The 20,188-nt window shown below is 71.7% G+C and carries 17 protein-coding genes; 5 read left to right on the plus strand and 12 right to left on the minus strand.

Annotated elements, in window-relative coordinates:
* Window positions 1–136: 136 nt before the first annotated feature.
* From J5Y10_RS05850 to J5Y10_RS05865, 4 genes are all read left to right on the plus strand, one after another.
* Window positions 137–1,966, plus strand: a complete 1,830-nt coding sequence (locus J5Y10_RS05850) for an ATP-binding protein (RefSeq protein ID WP_209371764.1) — start codon at window positions 137–139, stop codon at window positions 1,964–1,966.
* Between the two features lie 89 nt (window positions 1,967–2,055).
* A complete protein-coding gene (locus tag J5Y10_RS05855) occupies window positions 2,056–4,407 on the plus strand; it encodes a penicillin acylase family protein (protein ID WP_209371766.1) in 2,352 nt (783 codons plus the stop codon).
* 105 nt (window positions 4,408–4,512) lie between these two features.
* Window positions 4,513–5,295, plus strand: coding sequence for an arginyltransferase (locus J5Y10_RS05860; protein ID WP_209372241.1), 783 nt, complete (start codon window positions 4,513–4,515; stop codon window positions 5,293–5,295).
* Between the two features lie 111 nt (window positions 5,296–5,406).
* Entirely contained in the window at window positions 5,407–6,330 is a 924-nt protein-coding gene (locus tag J5Y10_RS05865) for a Bug family tripartite tricarboxylate transporter substrate binding protein (RefSeq protein WP_209371769.1), read from the plus strand.
* A 15-nt stretch (window positions 6,331–6,345) separates the two neighbouring features.
* Here J5Y10_RS05865 and J5Y10_RS05870 read toward each other — a convergent pair whose 3' ends face one another.
* Together J5Y10_RS05870 and parC are read right to left on the minus strand one after the other, a co-directional pair.
* Window positions 6,346–7,143: an acyltransferase gene (locus tag J5Y10_RS05870; RefSeq protein WP_209371771.1), complete on the minus strand. Its 798-nt coding sequence runs from the start codon at window positions 7,141–7,143 to the stop codon at window positions 6,346–6,348.
* Between the two features lie 10 nt (window positions 7,144–7,153).
* The gene (parC, locus tag J5Y10_RS05875) at window positions 7,154–9,388 is read right to left on the minus strand and encodes a DNA topoisomerase IV subunit A (RefSeq protein WP_209371773.1); all 2,235 of its coding nucleotides are present in this window, start codon (window positions 9,386–9,388) and stop codon (window positions 7,154–7,156) included.
* A 145-nt stretch (window positions 9,389–9,533) separates the two neighbouring features.
* Between parC and J5Y10_RS05880 the strand changes: the two genes are divergently transcribed.
* Window positions 9,534–11,150 (plus strand): hypothetical protein, encoded by a 1,617-nt coding sequence (locus J5Y10_RS05880; protein WP_209371774.1) that lies wholly within the window; start codon window positions 9,534–9,536, stop codon window positions 11,148–11,150.
* A 146-nt stretch (window positions 11,151–11,296) separates the two neighbouring features.
* On the opposite strand, the gene recO is transcribed toward J5Y10_RS05880, so the two are convergent.
* The 10 genes from recO to J5Y10_RS05930 all read right to left on the minus strand — a co-directional run bounded on the left by recO (window position 11,297) and on the right by J5Y10_RS05930 (window position 20,128).
* Window positions 11,297–12,067: a DNA repair protein RecO gene (recO, locus tag J5Y10_RS05885; protein ID WP_209371776.1), complete on the minus strand. Its 771-nt coding sequence runs from the start codon at window positions 12,065–12,067 to the stop codon at window positions 11,297–11,299.
* Between the two features lie 32 nt (window positions 12,068–12,099).
* A complete protein-coding gene (era, locus tag J5Y10_RS05890; RefSeq protein ID WP_209372243.1) occupies window positions 12,100–13,023 on the minus strand; it encodes a GTPase Era in 924 nt (307 codons plus the stop codon).
* A gap of 28 nt (window positions 13,024–13,051) precedes the next feature.
* Window positions 13,052–13,735, minus strand: coding sequence for a ribonuclease III (gene rnc, locus J5Y10_RS05895; protein ID WP_209371778.1), 684 nt, complete (start codon window positions 13,733–13,735; stop codon window positions 13,052–13,054).
* Between the two features lie 16 nt (window positions 13,736–13,751).
* Window positions 13,752–14,504 carry a signal peptidase I gene (gene lepB, locus J5Y10_RS05900; RefSeq protein ID WP_209371780.1) on the minus strand — a complete coding sequence of 251 codons (753 nt, stop codon included), beginning with the start codon at window positions 14,502–14,504 and terminating at the stop codon, window positions 13,752–13,754.
* Window positions 14,505–14,750: 246 nt separating this feature from the next.
* A complete protein-coding gene (gene acpS / locus J5Y10_RS05905; RefSeq protein ID WP_209371782.1) occupies window positions 14,751–15,179 on the minus strand; it encodes a holo-ACP synthase in 429 nt (142 codons plus the stop codon).
* Entirely contained in the window at window positions 15,176–17,530 is a 2,355-nt protein-coding gene (locus J5Y10_RS05910; RefSeq protein ID WP_209371784.1) for a RelA/SpoT family protein, read from the minus strand. Before J5Y10_RS05910 ends, acpS begins: the two co-directional genes overlap by 4 nt.
* Before the next feature lie 25 nt (window positions 17,531–17,555).
* Window positions 17,556–17,954: a DNA-directed RNA polymerase subunit omega gene (rpoZ, locus tag J5Y10_RS05915; protein ID WP_209371786.1), complete on the minus strand. Its 399-nt coding sequence runs from the start codon at window positions 17,952–17,954 to the stop codon at window positions 17,556–17,558.
* A 77-nt stretch (window positions 17,955–18,031) separates the two neighbouring features.
* The gene (folK, locus tag J5Y10_RS05920; protein ID WP_209371788.1) at window positions 18,032–18,553 is read right to left on the minus strand and encodes a 2-amino-4-hydroxy-6-hydroxymethyldihydropteridine diphosphokinase; all 522 of its coding nucleotides are present in this window, start codon (window positions 18,551–18,553) and stop codon (window positions 18,032–18,034) included.
* A gap of 1 nt (window position 18,554) precedes the next feature.
* Window positions 18,555–19,229 carry a sulfite oxidase-like oxidoreductase gene (locus tag J5Y10_RS05925; RefSeq protein WP_209371790.1) on the minus strand — a complete coding sequence of 225 codons (675 nt, stop codon included), beginning with the start codon at window positions 19,227–19,229 and terminating at the stop codon, window positions 18,555–18,557.
* A 44-nt stretch (window positions 19,230–19,273) separates the two neighbouring features.
* On the minus strand, window positions 19,274–20,128 hold the full coding sequence (locus tag J5Y10_RS05930; RefSeq protein WP_209371791.1) for an alpha/beta hydrolase family protein: 855 nt from the start codon (window positions 20,126–20,128) through the stop codon (window positions 19,274–19,276).
* Window positions 20,129–20,188: the final 60 nt, after the last annotated feature.

A 20,188-nucleotide genomic window follows, 5' to 3' on the forward strand; every position in this document is an offset into this window, starting at 1 on the left:
TCAACCGCGCGGCCTCCGGATCGTTCTTAACACAGGTGGTGGCGACGGGATCGGAGGAACGGTGCAGCAGCGTGCCCCAATCCAGGGCACCCCATCCGGAATGCGTCCGGGGCAGGGGGAAGCCGAGGTCAGGGCATTGCGCTCCGCTCTCGAGGAGGCGCACGCCGAATCGGCGCGCCTGACGGTGCGGCTCCAGGCCATGGAGCAGCGGCTGGCGGCTGGCCGCGCCCTCGCCTCTGCTCGCCGTGGCGCCGAGGACGACGATGCCGTCATCGGCGAGGCCTTCGAGGATCTCTGGTCGCTCACCGCGGAACTGGAGGAGGCCAACGCCCGGCTGGCGCGGGAGACGGCCGCGCGGCGGGCGGAGCTGGCCGCGGTGGACGCCGCCTTGCACGAGAGCGAGGAGCGCCTGCGCCTTGCCCATCGCTACGCAGGTGCCGGCGCCTGGGAATGGGACATCCCGGCGAACACGGTCACATGGTCAGCCGAGTACCGGGACATGCTGGGACTCGGTCCCCAGGCGCAGCCCACCATGGAGTCCTGGATGGGCGGCATGCTCTCCGAGGACAGGGAGGCCGTCGAGCGCGCGATCCGACGGATGCTGCAGGATCCCGATATGTCGGAGATCGAGGTCGAGTACCGCGCCCGCCACCCGGGCAAGGGCATCCTCTGGCTCTCCGGCCGCGGGCGGCTTCAACGCGACGCGGAGGGCAATCCCTGGCGCCTGACGGGGCTGAGCATCGACATCACCGCCCGCAAGCGCGCGGAGATCGCGCTACGCGACGCCAACGAGAACCTTCGCCGCGAGGTGGAGAAGGAGGTCGCGGCGCGGGAGGCCGCGCAGGCCGGCGTGACGCAGACCCTGAAGCTTGAGGCTTTGGGGCGGCTGACCGGTGGCATCGCTCATGACTTCAACAACCTCCTCGCCGTCGTCTCCGCCGGCATTTCCCTCCTCGCCCGCACCGAGGATCCGGCACGGCGGGAGAGGCTGACGGGGAGCATCGCCACCGCCTCCCAGCGGGGCGCGGACCTCACGCGCCGCCTCCTCACCTTCGCCCGGCGGCAGGCGCTGCGGCCGGAACCGATCGCTCTCAGCCCTTGGATGGGCGAACTCGGCGCCATGCTCTCCCGCTCCCTGCAGGCCGATATCGCGGTGGAGATAGAGGTGGCCGAGGACGCCTGGCCCCTCCACGCCGACCCTTCGGAACTCGAGCTGGCGCTGACGAACCTGGCCCTGAACGCCCGAGACGCCATGCCGCGGGGCGGGACGCTCCGGATCGCCGCGCGCAACACGGTGCTGGACGGCACGGAGGACCCGGACGGGCTTCGCGGCGAGTTCCTGCGCCTCGACGTCTCCGACACCGGCACGGGCATGGCGCCGGAGGTGCTGGCCCGCGCCTTCGAGCCCTTCTTCACCACGAAGGCCGGCAGCGGCAGCGGCCTGGGCCTTGCGCATGCCTACGGCTTCGCGCGGCAGAGCGGGGGCGCCGCACGGGTGCGGAGTCAGGAGGGGCACGGCACCTGCATCACGCTCCACCTGCCCCGTGCGGCCGAGGAGGCATCCGCGCCCGCCCCGGCCGAGGCGGCGGCGGAGCGGCCCCTGCGCGTCCTGGTAGTGGAGGACGAGGAAGCGGTGGCGGGCCTCGTGCTGGACATGATGCGCCACCTCGGCCACGCCCCTGTCCACGCGGCGAACCCCGCGACGGCGCTGGAAATGCTGGTGCGCGGGCTGGAGCCGGACCTCGTCTTCACCGACGTGCTGATGCCCGGCGGCATGGACGGGCTCGACCTTGCCCGGCACCTGAAGGAGGGCCGGCCCGCGCTGCCGGTGCTGCTGACCAGCGGCTATGGCGGCGCCCCCGCACGGGTGGCGGAAGCCGGGCTGCCGCTGCTGCGCAAACCCTATACCCTTGGCGCGCTGCGCGATGCCCTGACGGCGGCCGCGGCGGGCCGCAAGGCGGGCTGACCCTTCGCCGCCTTGGGGCGGGCCGTTCCCTGCAGGTTTCACGCGGGGCGCCCTTGGCCGCCGCCCGGCGGGCTGGTTGATTGGCGCCCATGCCCCTCGCACCCCGGCGTGTCCGTCCTTCCCCTGCCCGGTCCGCCTGGCGCTGGCTGCGCCGGGCCCTGGTGGTTCTGGTCGCCCTGCCGCTGCTGCTCGCGGCCGGCGTCGCGGGGCTGATCTGGTGGACCCTGCCGGGTGAGGAGGAGGCACTGCGGATTGCCGGCCTCTCCGCTCCGGTGGAGATCGCCTTCGATCCCAAGGGCATCCCCCGCATCCGCGCCTCCAACGAGAGGGATGCCGCGATGGCGATGGGTGTGCTGCACGCGCGCGACCGGCTGTTCCAGATGGAGATGACGCGCCGCGGCGGCGCCGGGCGGCTGAGCGAGATCGCCGGTCCCTCGACGCTCCGGCTGGACCGCTTCCTGCGCACCCTCGGTCTGCGGCAGAAGGCGGAGGGCGACCTCGCCGCCCTGCCCGCCGAGGAACGCGGAATGCTGGAGGCCTATGCGGCGGGAGTGAATGCCTGGATCGCCGCGCGCGGACGCTTCGCGGCGCCGGAATTTGTCGCCCTTGGCGCGCCGGAGCCTTGGAAGCCCACCGACAGCCTTCTCTGGGGCAAGGTGATGGGGCTCTGGCTCTCCGGGAACTGGCGGCTGGAGACCGAGCGGGCGCGCCTTTCCGCCACCTTGCCGCCGGAGAAGCTCTGGCAGCTCTGGCCTTCCGACGACAGCCCGGGCCGACCGGACCTCGCAGCCCTTCCCTCGCCGGAGCGGCTGGCGGCCCTGCTGGAGGCCGCCCCGAGCTGGGGAAGGGGCGCGCCCCTGCCGGAATCGGCGTCCAATGCCTGGGCACTCGCGCCGGCGCGCTCCTCCACAGGCGGCGCGCTGCTCGCCTCGGACCCGCATCTCGCCCTGCAGGCGCCGGTGCTGTGGTACCTTGCGCGCATCGAGCTGCCGGGCGGGCGCTTCCTCGCCGGCGCGACGGCGCCGGGCGTGCCGATGGTGGTGATCGGCCGGAACGAGCGCCTGGCCTGGGGCTTCACCACCACCCATTCCGACACGCAGGACGTCTTCGTGGAGCGCCTTTCCGGCACCGACGCCTACGAGACGCCCGATGGCCCCCGCCCCCTCACTACGCGCGAGGAGCGCATCGCCGTGCGCGGCCGGGCCGAGGAGGTGCTGCGCGTTCGGGAGACGCGGCACGGCCCCGTCCTGTCCGACCTTGACGAGCAGCCGCCGGGGAACGAGGTGCTGGCCGTCTCCATGGCGTCCCTCGCCCCGTCCGACAGCCAGGCGGCGGGGCTGCTGGCGCTCAACCGCGCCCACTCCCTTGAGGAGGCGCGGACGGCCGCCTCCCTCATTTCATCCCCCGCGCAGAACCTGATGGTGGCGGACGCCGCCGGCGGGATCGCGATGTATCTTACCGGCCGCACGCCGGTCCGCACCGCGGGCGATGGTGCCCTGCCCGTCGCCGGCTGGGACGGGGCGCATGACTGGACGGGCTGGGTGCCCTTCGATGCCATGCCGCATGTCGAGCGGCCCGCCAGCGGCGTGCTGGCCAACGCCAATAACCGCGTTCAGCCGCCTGGCGCGGAGCCGTTCCTGGGCCGCGATTGGTACGGCGACTGGCGCTTCCGCCGCATCGGCGAGTTGCTGCGGCAGCGGGAACGCCACGCGCCGGGGGACCTGGCCGCCATCCAGGCAGACGCCGTGGACCTTCTGGCACGGGAGATGCTGCCCCTCCTTCTCTCCCCCGCGCGCCCGGCCGGGGTGGCCGGCGCGGCGCGGGACCTGCTGCTGGGCTGGGACGGCACGGCGGGCACGGCCATGCCGCAGCCCCTGATCTTCAATGCCTGGGCCCGCGAGTTCGGCCGCATGGCCCTGGCCACGGCCGGGGTCGGGGAGGAGGCCTTCTCCCCCACCCCGGAATTCCTGCGGACCCTGGCCACGCCGCAGGGCGCCGGATGGTGCGGGGCGGGCGGCTGCGCCGCGCTCTCCATGCAGGCGCTGGAGAAGGCGGTTGCCGGGCTGGTCGCGCGCTTCGGCCCGGACCCGGCGGCCTGGCGTTGGGGCGAGGCGCACCGGGTGCGGCTGGACCACCCGCTGCTGCGCTTCGTGCCGCTGCTCGGCACAATGCTGCGGATCGAGGCGCCGACGCCGGGCGACGGGCAAACGTTGAACCGCGGCGGGATGACAGGGGATTTCACCCATGTCCACGGGCCAGGGCTGCGGATCGTGATGGACCTCGCCTCCCGCGACGGCGTGGCGGCGGCGGTCGCCACGGGGCAGTCGGGCAATCCCTTTTCCCGCCACTGGCGCGACATGAACGCCGCCTGGGCGGCGGGCCGGCTTGAGCCCATCCCTGCCCTGGCGGAGACCGCCGCGCGACTGCAGCTGGATCCCTGATCCTTCCTACCCGCCAAGGTATTGAAACCTCCCAGGACCGGCCTGAAATTGGAACCTTACGAAGCCATGGACGGCGACGGCCTTTCCGCGGACACTGGACCCCTCATGCTGCACCGCGCCGGACGCCGACCGCAGTTCTTCTACACCACCGCGCCCCTTCCCTGCCCCTACCTGGCCGGGCGGACGGAGCGGAAGGTCGTCACGGAGCTCTCCGGGCCGGAGGGCGAGGCGCTGCACGACCGCCTCTCCCGCGCGGGCTTTCGCCGCAGCCACAACATCGCCTACGCGCCGGTCTGCCCGGGCTGCCAGTCCTGCATCCCCATCCGCATCGTGGTGGCGGACTTCCAGCCGGGCCGCACGCATCGCCGCCTGCTGAAGGCGAATGCTGGGGTTGTCGCGCAGGAGGTGCCGGCGCGCGCGACGGCCGAGCAGTTCGCCCTGTTCCAGCGCTACCAGCGCGCCCGCCACCGCGACGGCGACATGGCTGCCATGGGCTTCTACGACTACCGCGCCATGGTGGAGGACACGCCGATCACCACCATGCTCGTGGAATTCCGGGAAGCGCCGGACCGGCTCATCGGGGTCTGCCTCACGGACTGGCTGAAGGACGGTCTCTCCGCCGTCTACTCCTTCTTCGAGCCCGACTACGCGAACCGTTCGCTAGGAACGCTGGCGATCCTGCAACTCGTGGAGCGCGCCCGGCAGCTCGGCCTTCCCTATGTCTACCTGGGCTACTGGGTGCCGCAGAGCGCGAAGATGGCCTACAAGGCCGCCTTCCGGCCGAGCGAGATTCTGGTGAACGGCGCATGGGTGCCGCTGCGCGACGCCGCCCCGCCCGTCGCCTCCTTCGCGCCGGAGAGCGTGGGGAGCTCCACCGCCCCGGCCTGATCCTTGCCTGTTGGCTGCGGTCGCCACCCGGCCCCTGCCGGGACGGTCGGACCGTAGCCATCGGAGCGCCGGATCGTGTTGGATCGCCGAACCCTTCTCCTGAGCCCGCTAATGGCCGCGCCGGCGCTCGCGCAGGAAGCCTTTCCAAACCGGCCGATCAGCTTCGTCGTGCCGCTCACCGCCGGCGGCCCCGCGGACGTCATCTTCCGCCCCCTCGGAAATGCCATGCAGGCGGAGCTGGGACAGCCCGTGGTGATGGACTACCGGCCCGGCGCCGGCGGCACCGTGGCGATGGACCACGCCATCCGATCCCGCCCGGACGGCCATACGCTCGCGATCGCCAGCAACAGCCAGTACAGCATCGCGCCCTTCCTGTTCCCCATGCCCTACGACAATGACCGGGCCTACGCGCCGGTGATCCTCGTCGCGCAGGCGCCGAGCTTCGTGGTGGTGCACCGATCCGTTCCCGCCAACACGCTGGCGGAGCTGATCGCGCTGGCGAAGGCCAAGCCGGACGGGCTGAGCTTCGCCACCGCCGGCGTCGGCTTCACCAGCCACCTGGCGACGGAGCTGCTCATGGAGTGGGCAGGCATGTCCATGCTGCACGTGCCCTATCGCGGCGCCTCCGCGGCCACCCAGGCAGTGGTGAGCGGCGAGGTGCAGATGAACTTCATGGAGGCCGCCTTCCTGGCCGGCCAGCTCCCCGGCGGCCAGCTGAAGGCACTGGCGGTGACGAGCCGGGAGCGCCACCCGCTCTTCCCCGACGTGCCGACCGTGTCCGAGGCCGGGATTCCCGGCTTCGAAACCGCCACCTACTGGGGGCTGGTCGCCCCGGCCGGGGTGCCGGCGCCGGTGCTGGAGCGGCTGCGGGCCTCCACCATGCGCCACGTTTCCTCCGCCGAGGAGCGCGCGCGGCTGGTGCAGGCCGGCTTCCTGCCCGTGGCCGGCGACGCGGCCGCCTTCGAGCGGAACAAGGCGGAGGAGACGGCCAAGTGGGGGCCCCTCATCCGCGCGCGCAACATCCGCGTGACCTGAGCGGAGCGCGCGGGGTCAGTCCGGCGCGGCGGCTGCGATGGCCGCGCGGATTTCGGCCTCGCCCGGCTGCGAGGCGCGGGTCCAGGTCACCCGCTCCCGCAGCACGCGCATGGGAACGCCGCCCACCAGCGTGCAGGGCGCCACATCCGCGGTGACGATGGTGTTCATGGCGATGATGGCGCCGCGCCCAACGCGCACGCCGCGGCTCACCACGGCGTCCTTGGCAATCCAGACATGCGGCTCCAGCACCACGCTCGCGGGCGGGTTCAGGGCGGCCGTGGGATCGTCCAGCGAGATGATGCCGTGGCTGTCGCTCGTGCGCAGGCTGACCCGGTAGGCCACCATTCCGTCGTCGCCGAGGATGATGCAGCGGCGCGGCCCCTCAACCAGGAAGTCGGCGGCGTTGGACGTAGCCCCCTTGCCGAAGAACAGCGCCCCGTGACGGGCGCGGAAGGTCATGTTGACGTGGCAGGTGTCGCGACCGTTGAAGACCAGCAGGTGGTCGTCGCCCTCGAAGCTCACCTGCCCGGCGAGCACGCCCTCGCCGCCGATCACGGCGATGCAGTTCTTCCGGCCGCCGAAGAGGATCCGGAGGTGATGCCCGCCCTGCCCGCCCGCGAGCACGACGAGGTTGCCCTCGCCCCCGCCGCCCCCGACCTGGATACCGAGGGGCGCCAGCGCCCCAGCGTCCTCCGCGCCATGAACCTGGCAGGTCCCGAGGGCGGGAAAGGTGTAGCCCTCGCGCGGCTGCCGGAAGAAGCCGCCCCAGGCTGGATGCCCGGTGATGGCCGCTTCCAGGGCTTCCGGCGTCAAGCCCGTGCCCTCACCCGTCGAAGCGGTTGGACTTCGGGAAGCCGTTCGGTGGCATCTTGCCCGCCCCGCCACGGTTGCCGCGCCAGGGGGCCAGCGCCGTCTCCGTGCGGGTCCGGTCCCCGAGCTGCCAGGTGAGGCCCTCGCGCCGCGCGTCGAAAACCTTCACGTCCGAAAGCCCGCCGTCGCGGTAGCCCTGGAGCGCCACGCCGCGGCCGCGCGCCATCTCCGGCACCTGCTCCAGCGGGAAGACCAGCAGCTTCCTGTTCTCGCCGACCACGGCGACCGTGTCGCCCGCCGCCGGAACCGCGGCGGCCAGCGTGTCCGGCGCGTCCACCACCAGCGCCTGCTTGCCCGTGCGCTTCTCCGCCAGCAGGTCCTCGCTCTTGGCCACGAAGCCGCGGCCGGAAGCAGAGGCGAGGAGGAACTTCATCCCCTCCCTCCACACGAAGGCGGTGACGATGTCGTCCTCGTTCCCCAGCTCCACCATCAGCCGGACGGGCTGCCCGTCGCCACGGCCGCGCGGCACGGCATCCGCCTTGATCGTGTAGGCGCGGCCATTGGAGGCCAGCAGCCCGATCCGGTCCGTCGTCTCCGCGTGCAGCATCAGCGCGAGGGCATCACCCTCCTTGAAGCGCAGGCCGGAAGGGTCCTCCAAATGACCCTTCTGCGCGCGCAGCCAGCCCTTCTCCGAGAGGATGACGGTGATCGGCTCCTTCTCGACGAAGTGGGATTCGTCGAAGACGACCGCCACAGCTTCCGTCTGCAGCGTTCGCCGGTCGCCCAGCGGCCCGGTGCCGAACTTCTGCCGCGCCGCCTCGATCTCCTCGCCGATGCGGTCCCACTGCGCCTTCTCGCTGGAGAGCAGCTTCTGCAGCCCCTTCAGCTCCTTCGTCAGGCGCGTGTGCTCCTTCCGGATCTCCATCTCCTCCAGCTTGCGGAGGGCGCGGAGCCGCATGTTGAGGATGGCCTCGGCCTGGTTGTCCGTCAGGCCGAAGGCCTGGATCAGCGCTTCCTTCGGGCGATCCTCCTCGCGGACGATGCGGATCACCTCGTCGAGGTTGAGGTAGACGATGAGATAGCCGTCCAGGATCTCCAGCCGGCGCTCGATTGCGGCCAGCCGGTAGTTCGAACGGCGGACCAGCACGACCTGCCGGTGATCCAGCCAGGACCGCAGGACCTCCTTCAGCCCCATGACGCGCGGTGTGCGGTCCGCATCCAGCACGTTCATGTTGAGGGAGATGCGGCTCTCCAGCGGCGTCGCGCGGAACAGGCTCTCCATCAGCACGGCCGGCTCGACGGTGCGGGACTTCGGCTCCAGCACCAGCCGGACCTTGTCCGTGCTCTCGTCCCGCACATCGGCCAGCAGCGGCAGCTTCTTCGCCTCCAGCAGCTCCGCGATCTGCTCGATCAGTCGCGACTTCTGGATCTGGTAAGGGATCTCCGTGACGACGACCTGCCAGGTGCCGTTCTTCAGCTGCTCCTTCTCCCAGCGCGCGCGCAGGCGGAAGCCGCCGCGCCCGGTCTCGTAGGCGTTCAGGATGCTGTCGGCGGGCTCCACCATGATGCCGCCGGTCGGGAAATCCGGGCCGGGCATGTGCGCGAGAAGGCCGGCGGTGGTGACCTCCGGGTTGCGGATCAGCTCCAGCGCGGCCGCGCAGCACTCGCCCGCATTGTGCGGCGGGATGCTCGTCGCCATGCCCACCGCGATACCGTTCGCGCCGTTCGCCAGGAGGTTCGGGAAGGCGGCCGGCAGCACCAGCGGCTCCTGCTCCTCCCCGTCATAGGTCGGGCGGAAATCGACGGCATCCTCGTCGATGCCGTCCAGCAGCGCCTTCGCCACCTCGGTCAGCTTCGCCTCAGTGTAGCGCATGGCCGCGGCGTTATCGCCGTCGATATTGCCGAAGTTCCCCTGACCCTCCACCAGCGGGTAGCGGGCGGCGAAGTCCTGGGCCAGCCGCACCAGCGCCTCGTAGACCGAGGCATCGCCGTGCGGGTGGTACTTGCCGATCACGTCGCCGACCACGCGCGCGCACTTCTTGAAGCCGCCGGCCGGGTCCAGCCGCAGCTGCTGCATGGCCCAGAGCAGGCGGCGGTGCACGGGCTTCAGCCCGTCCCGCACATCCGGCAGGGAGCGCGCCATGATCGTGGACATGGCGTAGGCGAGGTAGCGCTCGGAAAGGGCGCCGGCGAGCGGTGTCTCGTGGATGCGACCGCCCTCGGGGATCGCCTTGACGTCGTCTGGCATGGCGGGCCGGGACCTATGTTCTCAGTTCGTTCAGGTAGTTCCGTTCTAGCAGGCCGGGCGCCACGGCGCCAGGGCACGGCTATGTTGATGGACGTCCCGGCGGAACGGGGGCTAGCACGAGGGGAAGAGTAGAGGAGGATTCCGCATGGCGCAGCGCGGATCGACCCGGGCCCTCGGCCCGGTGGCAGGAGCCCTGATGGGCGTCGCGGCAGTCCTGGCCGCAGCGGAGGCGAGGGCCCAGGCGCCAGCTCCCCCGCCATCCCCCTCGCCCGCCCGGCCAGCCCCGGACGGCCCGGCCAAGAACCCTGCCACGACAGCGCCCGCGCGTCCCGGCCCGGCCGCCCCCACGCCCCCCGCCCCGGCCTTCGCGTCCAGCGCCGCCGATGCCGCCCGCACGCCGCCGCTGCAACCGGACCGGCCGGTGACCGTGAACCTGCGCCGCGGCCAGCAAGCCTTCTTCCGCGTGGCGCCGGACGCAGGCGAGGCCTGGGCTGTGACCACCCGCCGCCTGGGCCGCAACACGGACACCGTGCTGGCGGTGCTGAACGAGAACGGTGAGGTGGTGACGGAGGACGATGACGGCGGACAGGAGAACCTCGCCTCCCGTGTCGAGGTCCAGCCCGGCGACGGCGCACGCCTTGTCCGCGCCGGCGTGCTGGAGGATGCGGGCGGCCGCTTCGAGGTGGTCCTGACCCGCGAGGCCGTGCTCCCCCCGCCGAACTTCGCGACGACGCAGGAGGATGCGGCCAACCGCCCACCCCTTGCCACCGGGCAGGCCGTCCGGGTGCGTCTGCGGCGCAACCAGCAGGCCTTCTTCCGCCTGCCGGACGACCGGACCGACCTGATCGCCATCACGCGCGAACTCGCCGGGAATACGGACACGGCCCTGGCCCTGATCGACTCCTCCGGCCGGGTCCTGGCGGAGAACGACGATTCCGAGCGGGGCCTCGCCTCCACCCTGGCCGTCTCGCGCGCGGCGGAGGGACCGCTGTTCGTCCGGGCGAGCCTCGTCAACGAAGGCCCCGGCACCTTCGAGGTCATGCTGGAGCGCGAGGCACCGCTTCCCCCGCCCGACTACCCCACCACACTGGAGGCGGCCCGCGCCCGCGGCCCGGTCTCCGCCGGCCAGACCATCCACATCGAGCTGGCACGCGAGGGGCAGGCCGTCTTCGCCCTGCCGGAAGGCCAGGCGCTCACCCTGCTCACCCGCAACCTCAGCGACAATGCCGACACCGTGCTGACCCTTCTCGACGCGGCGGGCGAGCAGGTGGCTGAGGACGACGACAGCGGCGGCGGCGTGGCATCCCGCCTATCCACCAGCGCCGCGTCCCGCCCGGCCGCCTTTGTCCGCGCCACGCTGCTGAACGGCGTTCGTGGCAGCTTCGAGCTGGCTATCCAGGGCGTTGCGGAAGCCGCGCCGGGCGGTGCCTCCTCCAGCCTCGCCGAGGCGGCGCGCCGCCCGACCCTGCTCCTGGGCGAGGCCGTGCGGATCCGGCTGGAATCCGGCGGTGAGGTGTTCGTCGCCTTGCCCTATGACGGCCGTCCGGCCCAGGCGATGACCTACGACCTGGAGGCCGAGCTGGACACGGAACTGGCCCTTGTGGACGAGAACGGGGCAGTGCTGGCGGAGAACGACGACGCGGAGGGCCTCGCCTCCCGCCTCGACGTGCCGCCCACCCCGCGCCCGGCCTTCCTGCGGGTGAAGCTGGTGGACGACAAGGCCGGGTCCTTCAGCCTCGTCCTCGTGCGGCCGGCGCCCTGACGCCGTTCTGAGCGGCAGGGAACCAGGAGGCGCCGCCCCCTGGTTCCCCCGCCAGGGCGCTAAGGCTCCTCGACCTGCACTGGGCTGCCGTCGGCTCGGCCTAGGAGCCGAGAGCGATCGATCCGACAGAGCGTCAGCCGGCCAGATCAGAGGATCGGCGGCGCCTCGGCTTCAACCTGGGGCTCTGCCGCGGCCAGGGCGTCCACCCGGTCCGCCAGGGCCTGCCGCGCAGCGGGCATCGGGCGGTGGTGGGCGCCCAGGGCGTCACGCGCCAGGAAGTGGCCTGTCAGGCGCAGCGCAGCGGACCAGTCCCTCGGGCCGCTCGGAAGCGTGGCCTTTCGGAGGAAGGGCGGCAGCGGCAGCATCCGGTCGCCGTAGGGCGCGGCGATGTCGGAGCGCACGGCGCGGCCGGACTTCGGGGAGACGTGCGTGAGGTCCGTCGTCGCCCCCGTCATCGCGCAACGGGAGAAGTCCAGCCCGTAGCCCAGTTCCGCCAGCAGCAGCATCTCCCACCGGGCGTAGTCCGGGATCACCTCCGCCGCACCGGTCTGGAGGTGGGCGATGATCGGCAGCAGGGCGCGGAAGGCGGCGGGATGGGCCTCCCGCTCCGGCAGCGCCTCCAGCGCGACGGCGCAGGCCGAGGAGAGGAGGGTCAGGGCCAGTGGATCCTCCATCGCCAGGGCGGCGGTGGGATGTACCAACTCCCCGGAAATGGCGCCGAGCTGGTCGGGAAGCCGCGCAACCCAGCGCGCCTCCACCAGATTGCCCGGAAGCCATGTGGCCGCCTGCGCGCGGGACGCCCCGCCCCTCGCCAGCCCGGCGTGGCGTCCCTGCGCCTCGGTCAGCACGGTCACGACGGCCCCGCCCTCGCCGAGGGGGCGCGAATCCAGCACGATCGCGGGGGCGGTCCATTCCATGGCGGGAAGATGGGCCTTCCGCCGGTCGGACGCTACTCCAGGTCCTCGAGGCCGAGGGCGCGCAGCCGACCGCGCTCCTCGTCCCAGCCCGGCCGATCCTTCACGTTGAGGAAGAGGTGGACGGGCCGTTCCAGCAGCTTCGTCAGCTCGGACCGCGCGCGCTGGCCGATCTCGCGGATGCGGCTGCCCTTGTCGCCGATCAGGATGGCCTTCTGGGAGGCGCGGCCGACATAGATCGTGCAGTCGATCCGCACGGAGCCATCCTTCCGCTCCTGCCAGGATTCCGTCTCTACCGTCGCGTGGTGGGGAACCTCCTCATGCGTCTGGCGGAGGATCTGCTCGCGCACGATCTCGGCGGCCAGCATGCGGTCCGGCACGTCGGAGAGCTCATCCTCGGGGAAGAGCCACGGGCCCTGCGGCATCGCATCGGCCAGCCGGGTGCGGAGGCTGTCCACCCCATCCCCCGTCTCGGCGGAGATCATGAAGGTCTCCCGGAAGGAGAGCATGTCGTTCAGCTCGGCCGTCAGCGGCAGCAGCCGCTTGGTGTCGAACAGGTCCGTCTTGTTCAGCACCAGCCAGAGCGGCGGCGCGCTCTTCGCCAGCTTCTTCACGATGGCCCGCAGCGGCTCCGTCACGCCGGCGCGCGCATCCACCACCAGCATCGCCAGGTCCGCGTCCTGCGCCCCGCCCCAGGCAGCGGCCACCATGGCGCGGTCCAGCCGGCGCTTGGGGGAGAAGATGCCCGGCGTATCCGTCAGCACCACCTGGGACCGGCCCTCGGTGATGATCGCGCGGATGCGGAAGCGCGTGGTCTGCGGCTTGTTGGAGACGATCGAGACCTTCGCCCCGGCCAGCCGGTTCACCAGCGTGGACTTGCCGGCATTCGGTGCGCCCAGCACGGCGGCGATGCCGGCGCGGGTCGGACCCTCCGGCAGGGCGGGGCCTTCCTCGTTCATCTCCTCGGGCGGGATCCCGTTGGGCTCGTCAACCACGGCCCAGCTCCGTCAGCAGTGCTTCGGCAGCCGACTGCTCGGCCGCGCGCTTGTTGTCGCCCGTGGCCTCCGCGACCTTCCCGCAAGCGGCCACGGACACGGTGAAGAGCGGCGCATGGGAGGGACCTTCCGTGCCGACCAGCGTGTATTCCGGCAGGCCCTGGCCGCGGCCGAGGGAGAACTCCTGCAGCCGGCTCTTCGCCGACATGGGCGGGGTGGCGTCGGCCTCCATGGCCACGGTCCACTCCCGCCGGATGAAGTCGCGGGCCTTCTCCAGCCCGGCATCGAGGTAGAGGGCGCCGATCAGCGCCTCTGTCGCGTCCGCCACGACATTGGCGCGCTGGCGCAGCCCGGTGCGTCCCTCGGCGGGGGGAATGCGCAGGGCGGCCGGCAGGCCGATGGCGTCGCCGACCTTCGCCAGCGTATCGGCCGCCACGAGCACGGCGAGGCGCTTGCCCAGCTCCCCTTCCCGCTCCTCGGGGAAGCGCTCGCTCAGCCATTCCGCCATGCAGAGGGCGAGAACGCGGTCGCCCAGGAACTCCAGACGCTCGTTGGAATCGAGCTGGCGGCGCTTCGGGTCCGCGGCGGAGCGGTGCGTCAGGGCCTGTTCCAGCAGCGCGACGTCGCGGAACTCGTGGCCGAGCCGGCCTGCGAGGGCGGCGACGGGCGCTTTCAAGAAAGGTGGGCCTTCATCAGCGGACGCCCGAGAAGATGCGGGACCAGCGGACGGCGAAGGGCCATGCCCAGACCTCCCACCAGTTCGCCGATCCGTCCCAGGAGAAGAAGATGAATTCCGCCCGGCCGACCAGATTCTCCACCGGGACGAAGCCCACATAATTCGTCGCGCGGCTGTCCAGCGAGTTGTCGCGGTTGTCGCCCATCGCGAAGACATGGCTCGGCGGCACCACGAATTCCTGCGTGTTGTCGTAGGGCCCGTCGTCGGTCTGCTCGAGGATGTCGTGCGTGCGGCCGGGCGCGTCCGCGCTCGGCGGCAGGGTCTCGCGGTAGAGGTTCACCGTCAGGCGCGGACCGTCCCCCTCCACCGTGTAGGGGCCGATGCGGTTGCGGGTCACGGGCTGGCCATTGACCCGGAGGATGCCCTGGCGGACCTGGATGCGGTCGCCGGGCAGGCCGACGATGCGCTTGATGTAGTCCGTCACGCCGTCCCGCGGCAGCTTGAACACGGCCACATCGCCCCGCGCCGGCAGGCTGCCGAAGATGCGGCCGCTGAACAGGTTCGGGCTGAAGGGCAGCGAGGCACGGGAATAGCCGTAGGAATACTTGGAGACGAAGAGGTAGTCGCCCACCAAGAGGGTCGGGATCATGCTGCCCGAGGGGATGTTGAACGGCTCGAAGGCGATGGTGCGGATGCCGATGGCGATCAGGCCCGCATAGAGAATCGTCTTCAGGCTCTCCAGCCAGCCGCCGGAGGACTTCTTGCTCATCGTGCGCTTGCTCGCGGGCCTACCCGGTTGGCCATGCGTCCCAGGGTTCGGGTCGTGCCACCGCGTTGCGGCTGGGTGCGACAGTCTGGCGCTCCTGTCAAGGAAGCGGACCTCTCGGGCGCCGGGTCGCTCTCCGCCGGCACCTGGTGGGCCTGGACGGAACCCCGTGCAGCCTCGACCGTCACTCACTTGGTAGGGATAAGGTAAACCGGACGAGGCAGGCCCGATGACCTCCTGGCCCCCGGTCTAACCACCCTGCCCGGCGAGCGAGGCCGGCAGCGGCACGGCGGAGATGATGACCACCGCCTCGGCATAGGGGTACTCGTCCGTCATCGTGAGGGAGACCTGGGCCGCGTGCCCCGGCGGCGTCATGGCCGCGAGCCGCTCGGCCGCCCCGCCCGTCATCCGCAAGGTCGGCTGGCCGGAGGGCAGGTTTACCACGCCGAGGTCGCGCCAGAAGACCCCGCCCCGGAACCCCGTACCCAGGGCCTTGGAGGCCGCCTCCTTCGCCGCGAAGCGCTTGGCATAGGTGGCGACACGCGTCAGGCCCCGCCGCTCCGCCTTTGCGCGCTCCACATCCGTGAAGATGCGGGCGATGAAGCGCTCGCCATGCCGCTCCAGCGTCCGCTCCAGCCGGCGGATATCGACCATGTCGTTACCAAGTCCGAGAATCACGCCTTCGCCCGCTCCACCTGCTCGATCCCCGGCAGCGCCCGCAGCGCCGCGATGACGCTGGAGAGGTGGCGCAGGTCCTTCACCTCCAGGTCCACGTTCAGCTCCGCGAAGTCGGCGGACCGGTGCAGGAAGCGCAGGGACTGGATGCGGGCCTCCTGCTTGGCGATCGCCGTCGTCATGCCCGCGATGGCTGGACCCTCGTTCGAGGTCACGACGGAGAGCCGCGCGACGTGCTCCCCGGCCGCGCCGGGCCCGTTATCCCAGTCCACGTCGATGAAGCGCTCCGGCGTGGCCGCGAAGGCCTCCAGCGTGTGGCAGCCCTGCTTGTGGACCGTCACGCCGCGGCCGGTGGAAATGATCCCGACGATCCGGTCGCCCGGCACGGGATGGCAGCAATTGCCGAAATGCACCTCCATGCCGGAGACGAGCCCGACGATGCCGTGCGCCACCTCCCTCCCGCCGGTGCCGCGCGAATAGGCCACCGTGGCGCCCGGCCGGCCGCGGGCCCGGGTCAGCGCCAGGGCCTCCAAGCCCGAGACGGCGGGGCGGGGCGGGCCGCGCAGCTCCGGCACCGCGGCGTGCAGCACGTCCCGCGCCGAGATGTTGCCGTTGCCGACGGCGATGCAGAGCTCCTCGAAGCCCGGCTGCTTCAGCGCCTTCACGGCGGGCTCGGCGGTCTTCTCGGAGAATTCCAGACCTTCCTGGCGGAAGGCGCGCGCGATGGCCTGGCGGCCGTTCTCGCGGCTTTCCTCCCGCTGGCGGGCCAGCACGGTGCGGCGGATCCGCGCCCGTGCCTTGCCGGTGACGACAAAGCGTTCCCAGGCCGGGTTGGGCGTGCCGCCGCGGGCCGTGATGATCTCGACCTGGTCGCCGTTCTCCAGCTGATAGCGCAGCGGCACGATGCGGCCATTGATTTTCGCGCCCACCGTGGAATCGCCCACCTGGGAGTGGACCTGGTAGGCGAAATCCACCGGCGTCGCGCCGCGGGGCAGCGCGATCAGGTCGCCCTTCGGCGTGAAGCAGAAGACCTGGTCCTGGTGCAGGGCGAGCTTCGTGTTCTCCAGGAAGTCCTGCGCCTCGCCGGCATTCTCCAGGATTTCCAGCAGGTCCTTCACCCAGGGGAAGCGCTTGCGGTCGCGGGCGGCGTTGACCACGCCGTCCGGGCCCTGCTTGTAGATCCAATGGGCAGCGACGCCGAACTCCGCCACCTCGTGCATCTCCGGCGTGCGGATCTGCACCTCGATCTTGGCGTTGCGCCGCTCCGGCACCGTCACGCCCGTATGGAGGGACTGGTAGCCGTTCGGCTTAGGGGTAGAGATGTAGTCCTTGAACCGCCCGGGAACCACGCGATAGGCGGAGTGGACGGCACCAAGCGCCATGTAGCAGTTGGCCTTGTCGTCCGTGACGATGCGAAAGGCCATGATGTCGGAGAGCTGCTCGAACTCCACCTTCTTGGAGTGCATCTTCAGCCAGATGCCGTAGGCGGACTTCTCCCGGCCCTGGATGTCGATCACCGGCACCTCCGCGTCGCGCAGGCGGCGGCGGATGTCCTCCTTGATCTCCTCGATCAGGTCGGCGCCCTGCCCGCGCAGGAAGGCCAGGCGGGCGTGGATGGTCTGGGAGGCATCGGGCTGAAGCTCGCGGAAGGCGCGGTCCTCCAGCTCGTCCTTCACCGCCTGCATGCCGATGCGCTCGGCCAGCGGCGCATAGATCTCCATCGTCTCGCGCGCGGTCTTCTGGCGGCGATGCTGCTGCGGCACGAAGTGCAGGGTGCGCATGTTATGCGTGCGGTCCGCGAGCTTCACGAGGAGCACGCGGATGTCCTCGCTCATCGCGAGAACCAGCTTGCGGAAGTTCTCGGCCTGCTTCGTGCGCTCGGACTGCAGTTCCAGCCGGGTCAGCTTCGTGACGCCGTCCACCAGCTTGGCAACGTCGGATCCGAAATCGCGGGACAGGTCGGCCAGCGTAAGGCCGGTGTCCTCCACCGTGTCGTGCAGGAGGGCGGTGGCGATCGTGGCGGCATCGAGCCGGTAACCGGCCAGGATGCCGGCCACGGCGACGGGATGGCCGATATAGGGGTCGCCGTTGTCGCGCTTCTGGTCGCGATGGGCCCGCTCCGCCACGCGGTAGGCCCGCTCGATCATCGGGCCGTCGGCGCGGGGGTCGTAGCCTGTGACGAGATCGGCCAGGGCGCGGCCGGGGTCGGGGCCCAGCCCGGCATCGCCGAGGCTGTCGCTCTCCGGCCGGCCGGCGGCCAGTTGCACGGGGGCGGAAGCGGCCACCCCCTCGGGCGCAAGGAAGAGGCGCGGAACGGCACCGGGGGGTCTCGGGATCCCGGCGCCGTTGGTCATGCGGAGGGTCGGTCCTGCGCCGGGGTCAGCGCCGGCCGCCCAGCTCGGCCGCGATCGCGGCCTCGAGGTCGTCGCCGGACATGTCCTCGACCTGCATGCCGGCCTCGGCAGCGGTCTCCTCGTTCACGTCCATCACGCCGAAGATGTTCTCGTCGGTGGCGATCAGGTCGATCACCTCCTCCTCCACCGGCTCCGGCTCGGGCGCGCGCAGCAGGGACTTGATGATGTCCTGCTCCAGCCCGGTCAGCTCCACCGTCTGCTCGGCGATCTCGCGCAGGGCGATGACGGGGTTCTTGTCGTTGTCGCGATCCACCGTCAGCTCCTCCCCGCGGGAGATGGCGCGGGCGCGCTGGGCGGCGAGAAGGACCAGGTCGAAGCGGTTGGGAACCTGGAGGATGCAGTCCTCGACCGTGACGCGGGCCATGGCGAACCTCGGAATCTGTGAGCGGGCGAAAGGCGGAGATAGGGCCCCGCCCCCGCGAAGGCAAGCCTGGACCGCCCCTACCCCAGCGGTCGCATGGGGGCGGGCGGCAGGTCCGAGAGCATGGCGGCGACGCTAAGCCCGCTCACGGGATGCGTCCAGCCCGGCCAGACCTGCGCCAGGGGCTCCAGGACGAAGCGGCGGAGATGCGCGCGGGGGTGGGGCACCACCGGGTCCGGCGCGTCGCGGACCAGCCGGCCCATGGCGATAATGTCCAGGTCCAGGGTCCTTGGCGCGTTCGGGTAGGGGCGCACGCGGCCATGCGCCGCCTCCACCGCCTGCAGCGCGGCCAGCAGCGCCGCCGGATCCGCCTCTCCCCGCAGCCGCGCGACCCCGTTCACGTACCAGGGGCTGCCGGGCAGCGGCGGGTCCGGCGCCGTTTCCCACCAGCCGGAGACAGCGGCGAGGGAGAGGCCGAGGATGCCCTCCAGCGCCGCCGCGGCCGCGCGGCAGGTGGCCAGGGGACCGGCGCCGTCCACCCCCGGCAGGTTGGCGCCGATGGCAACGAGGGTATCGCCCTCCCCCGCAACGCCATCCGCCAAGTCAGGCGTACCGCTCCTCCAGCCAGGGGTCGCCGCGCTCGTGGTAGCCGCGGACCTCCCAGAAGCCGAGCTTGTCGTGCGGGATCAGGCTGATCCGCCGGATCCATTTCGGGCTCTTCCAGAAATACAGATGCGGCACCACCAGCCGCATCGGGCCGCCGTGCTGGCGGGTCAGCGGCTTGCCCTCCCAATGGGTGGCCAGCAGGTTCTCCGCCCGGTCCAGGTCGGGGAGCGGCAGGTTCGTAGTGTAGCCGTCGTGGGATTCCATGGTCACAAACGCCGCCTCGGCCTTCGGGCGCGCCAGGGCCAGCAGGTCGGAGATGGAAATCCCGCGCCAGTCATTGTCGTAGCGGGACCACTGGGTGACGCAGTGGATGTCGTTCCGCCATTCCCGCTGCGGCAGGGCCATCAGGTCTGCCCAGGAGAGGGAGAGCGGGTTCTCCACCAGCCCGTCGATGTCCAGCCGCGCCTGCGCCTCCGCCACCGTGGGCTGGATGCCCAGGTCCAGCACCGGCCAGTCCGTCACCAGCCGCTGGCCGGGCGGCAGCCGGTCCCGTGCCGGGTCCGCCGTGGTGCCGGTGAGGAGGCGCCCTTCCTCCGCCCAGCGCTCCTTCGTGCGGACGAGTTTTTCCTTGATCCCCGGGGGGGTGCCTTCCGGCTGGGTTTCGTCGGTCATGCCGCAACAGGTGCCCGCGGCGGGCGCCGGATGCAACGGACGATTCAGCGATGCGTGCCCAGCCAGGCGTCAATCTCCGGCCCCCAGGCGACCGCGCCGCCCCGTCCGTAGAACATGCCGTGGCCGTCCTCGCCCCAGGCAGGCAGTTCCACCAGCGTCGCCTGCCCCCCGGCACTGGTGAAGGCGCGTTGCATCGCGCGGACGAGGTTGGGCGCGAAGAAGCTGTCATTCGGGGTGTGCAGCCAGAGGAGGGGCATCCCCCCGCCCCTCCCGGCTAGTTGCCCCGCATCCGCCACCAGCCGGTCCGGGGCGCAATTCTCGTTCGGGCGGTCATCGCGGCGCCCACCCCGGCCCGGCGCCACGGCGACGAAGGCGGAGGTTCCCGGCGGCGGGTCGGCCGCAAGCGCCAGCACGCCCCACCCCCCGGCGGACTGCCCGATCACCGCGATCCCGTCAGGTTGGATGCCCGGCAGCCCGCGCGCGAGGGCGATGGCGGCGCGGATGTCCCGCCCCGTCTCCGCCGCCGCCCGCGCGTAGTCCGGGTCCTCGCAGCGGCCATATTCCTCAGCCCAGGCACCGCCCGAAGGGCCGTAGCCCCGCCGCAACGGCGCCAGCACCGCCTCGCCCCGCGCCAGGAAATGCCGGGCAACCGCCGAACCGCAGGGCAGCAGCCCGTATCGCGCCCGCGCTTGCACGCCCTCCCCCGGCGAGCCGTGATTGATGACGACGAGGCGGGCGGGCCCAGGTCCGGCCGGCCGGCAGAGCCGGGCGGGGATGGTCTGGACGCTGCCGTCGGCGGCCGTGACGGGAACGGAGAGCAACTCCTCCCCGGGCCGGTCCGGCGCGGCGCAGCCGGCCATGCCGAGCAGCGCGGCGAGGGCCAGGACCATGCGCCGCAACCGGCCATTTTCCCGCCTCGGGAAGGGTATATGTCGGTTACGGATAGGTGGTGGCGAAGG

Source organism: Roseomonas indoligenes (genome assembly GCF_017813365.1).
Lineage (GTDB): Bacteria > Pseudomonadota > Alphaproteobacteria > Acetobacterales > Acetobacteraceae > Roseomonas > Roseomonas indoligenes.

Bases quoted from the DNA above. Each gene is read 5' to 3' on its own strand.
- parC (WP_209371773.1), bottom strand. From the start codon at position 9,388: ATGCCAGACGACGTCAAGGCGATCCCCGAGGGCGGTCGCATCCACGAG.
- J5Y10_RS05910 (WP_209371784.1), bottom strand. From the start codon at position 17,530: ATGACCAACGGCGCCGGGATCCCGAGACCCCCCGGTGCCGTTCCGCGC.
- J5Y10_RS05865 (WP_209371769.1), top strand. From the start codon at position 5,407: ATGGCCGCGCCGGCGCTCGCGCAGGAAGCCTTTCCAAACCGGCCGATC.
- lepB (WP_209371780.1), bottom strand. From the start codon at position 14,504: ATGAGCAAGAAGTCCTCCGGCGGCTGGCTGGAGAGCCTGAAGACGATT.
- J5Y10_RS05880 (WP_209371774.1), top strand. From the start codon at position 9,534: ATGGCGCAGCGCGGATCGACCCGGGCCCTCGGCCCGGTGGCAGGAGCC.
- J5Y10_RS05860 (WP_209372241.1), top strand. From the start codon at position 4,513: ATGCTGCACCGCGCCGGACGCCGACCGCAGTTCTTCTACACCACCGCG.
- era (WP_209372243.1), bottom strand. From the start codon at position 13,023: ATGAACGAGGAAGGCCCCGCCCTGCCGGAGGGTCCGACCCGCGCCGGC.
- J5Y10_RS05855 (WP_209371766.1), top strand. From the start codon at position 2,056: ATGCCCCTCGCACCCCGGCGTGTCCGTCCTTCCCCTGCCCGGTCCGCC.
- recO (WP_209371776.1), bottom strand. From the start codon at position 12,067: ATGGAATGGACCGCCCCCGCGATCGTGCTGGATTCGCGCCCCCTCGGC.
- rpoZ (WP_209371786.1), bottom strand. From the start codon at position 17,954: ATGGCCCGCGTCACGGTCGAGGACTGCATCCTCCAGGTTCCCAACCGC.
- J5Y10_RS05925 (WP_209371790.1), bottom strand. From the start codon at position 19,229: ATGACCGACGAAACCCAGCCGGAAGGCACCCCCCCGGGGATCAAGGAA.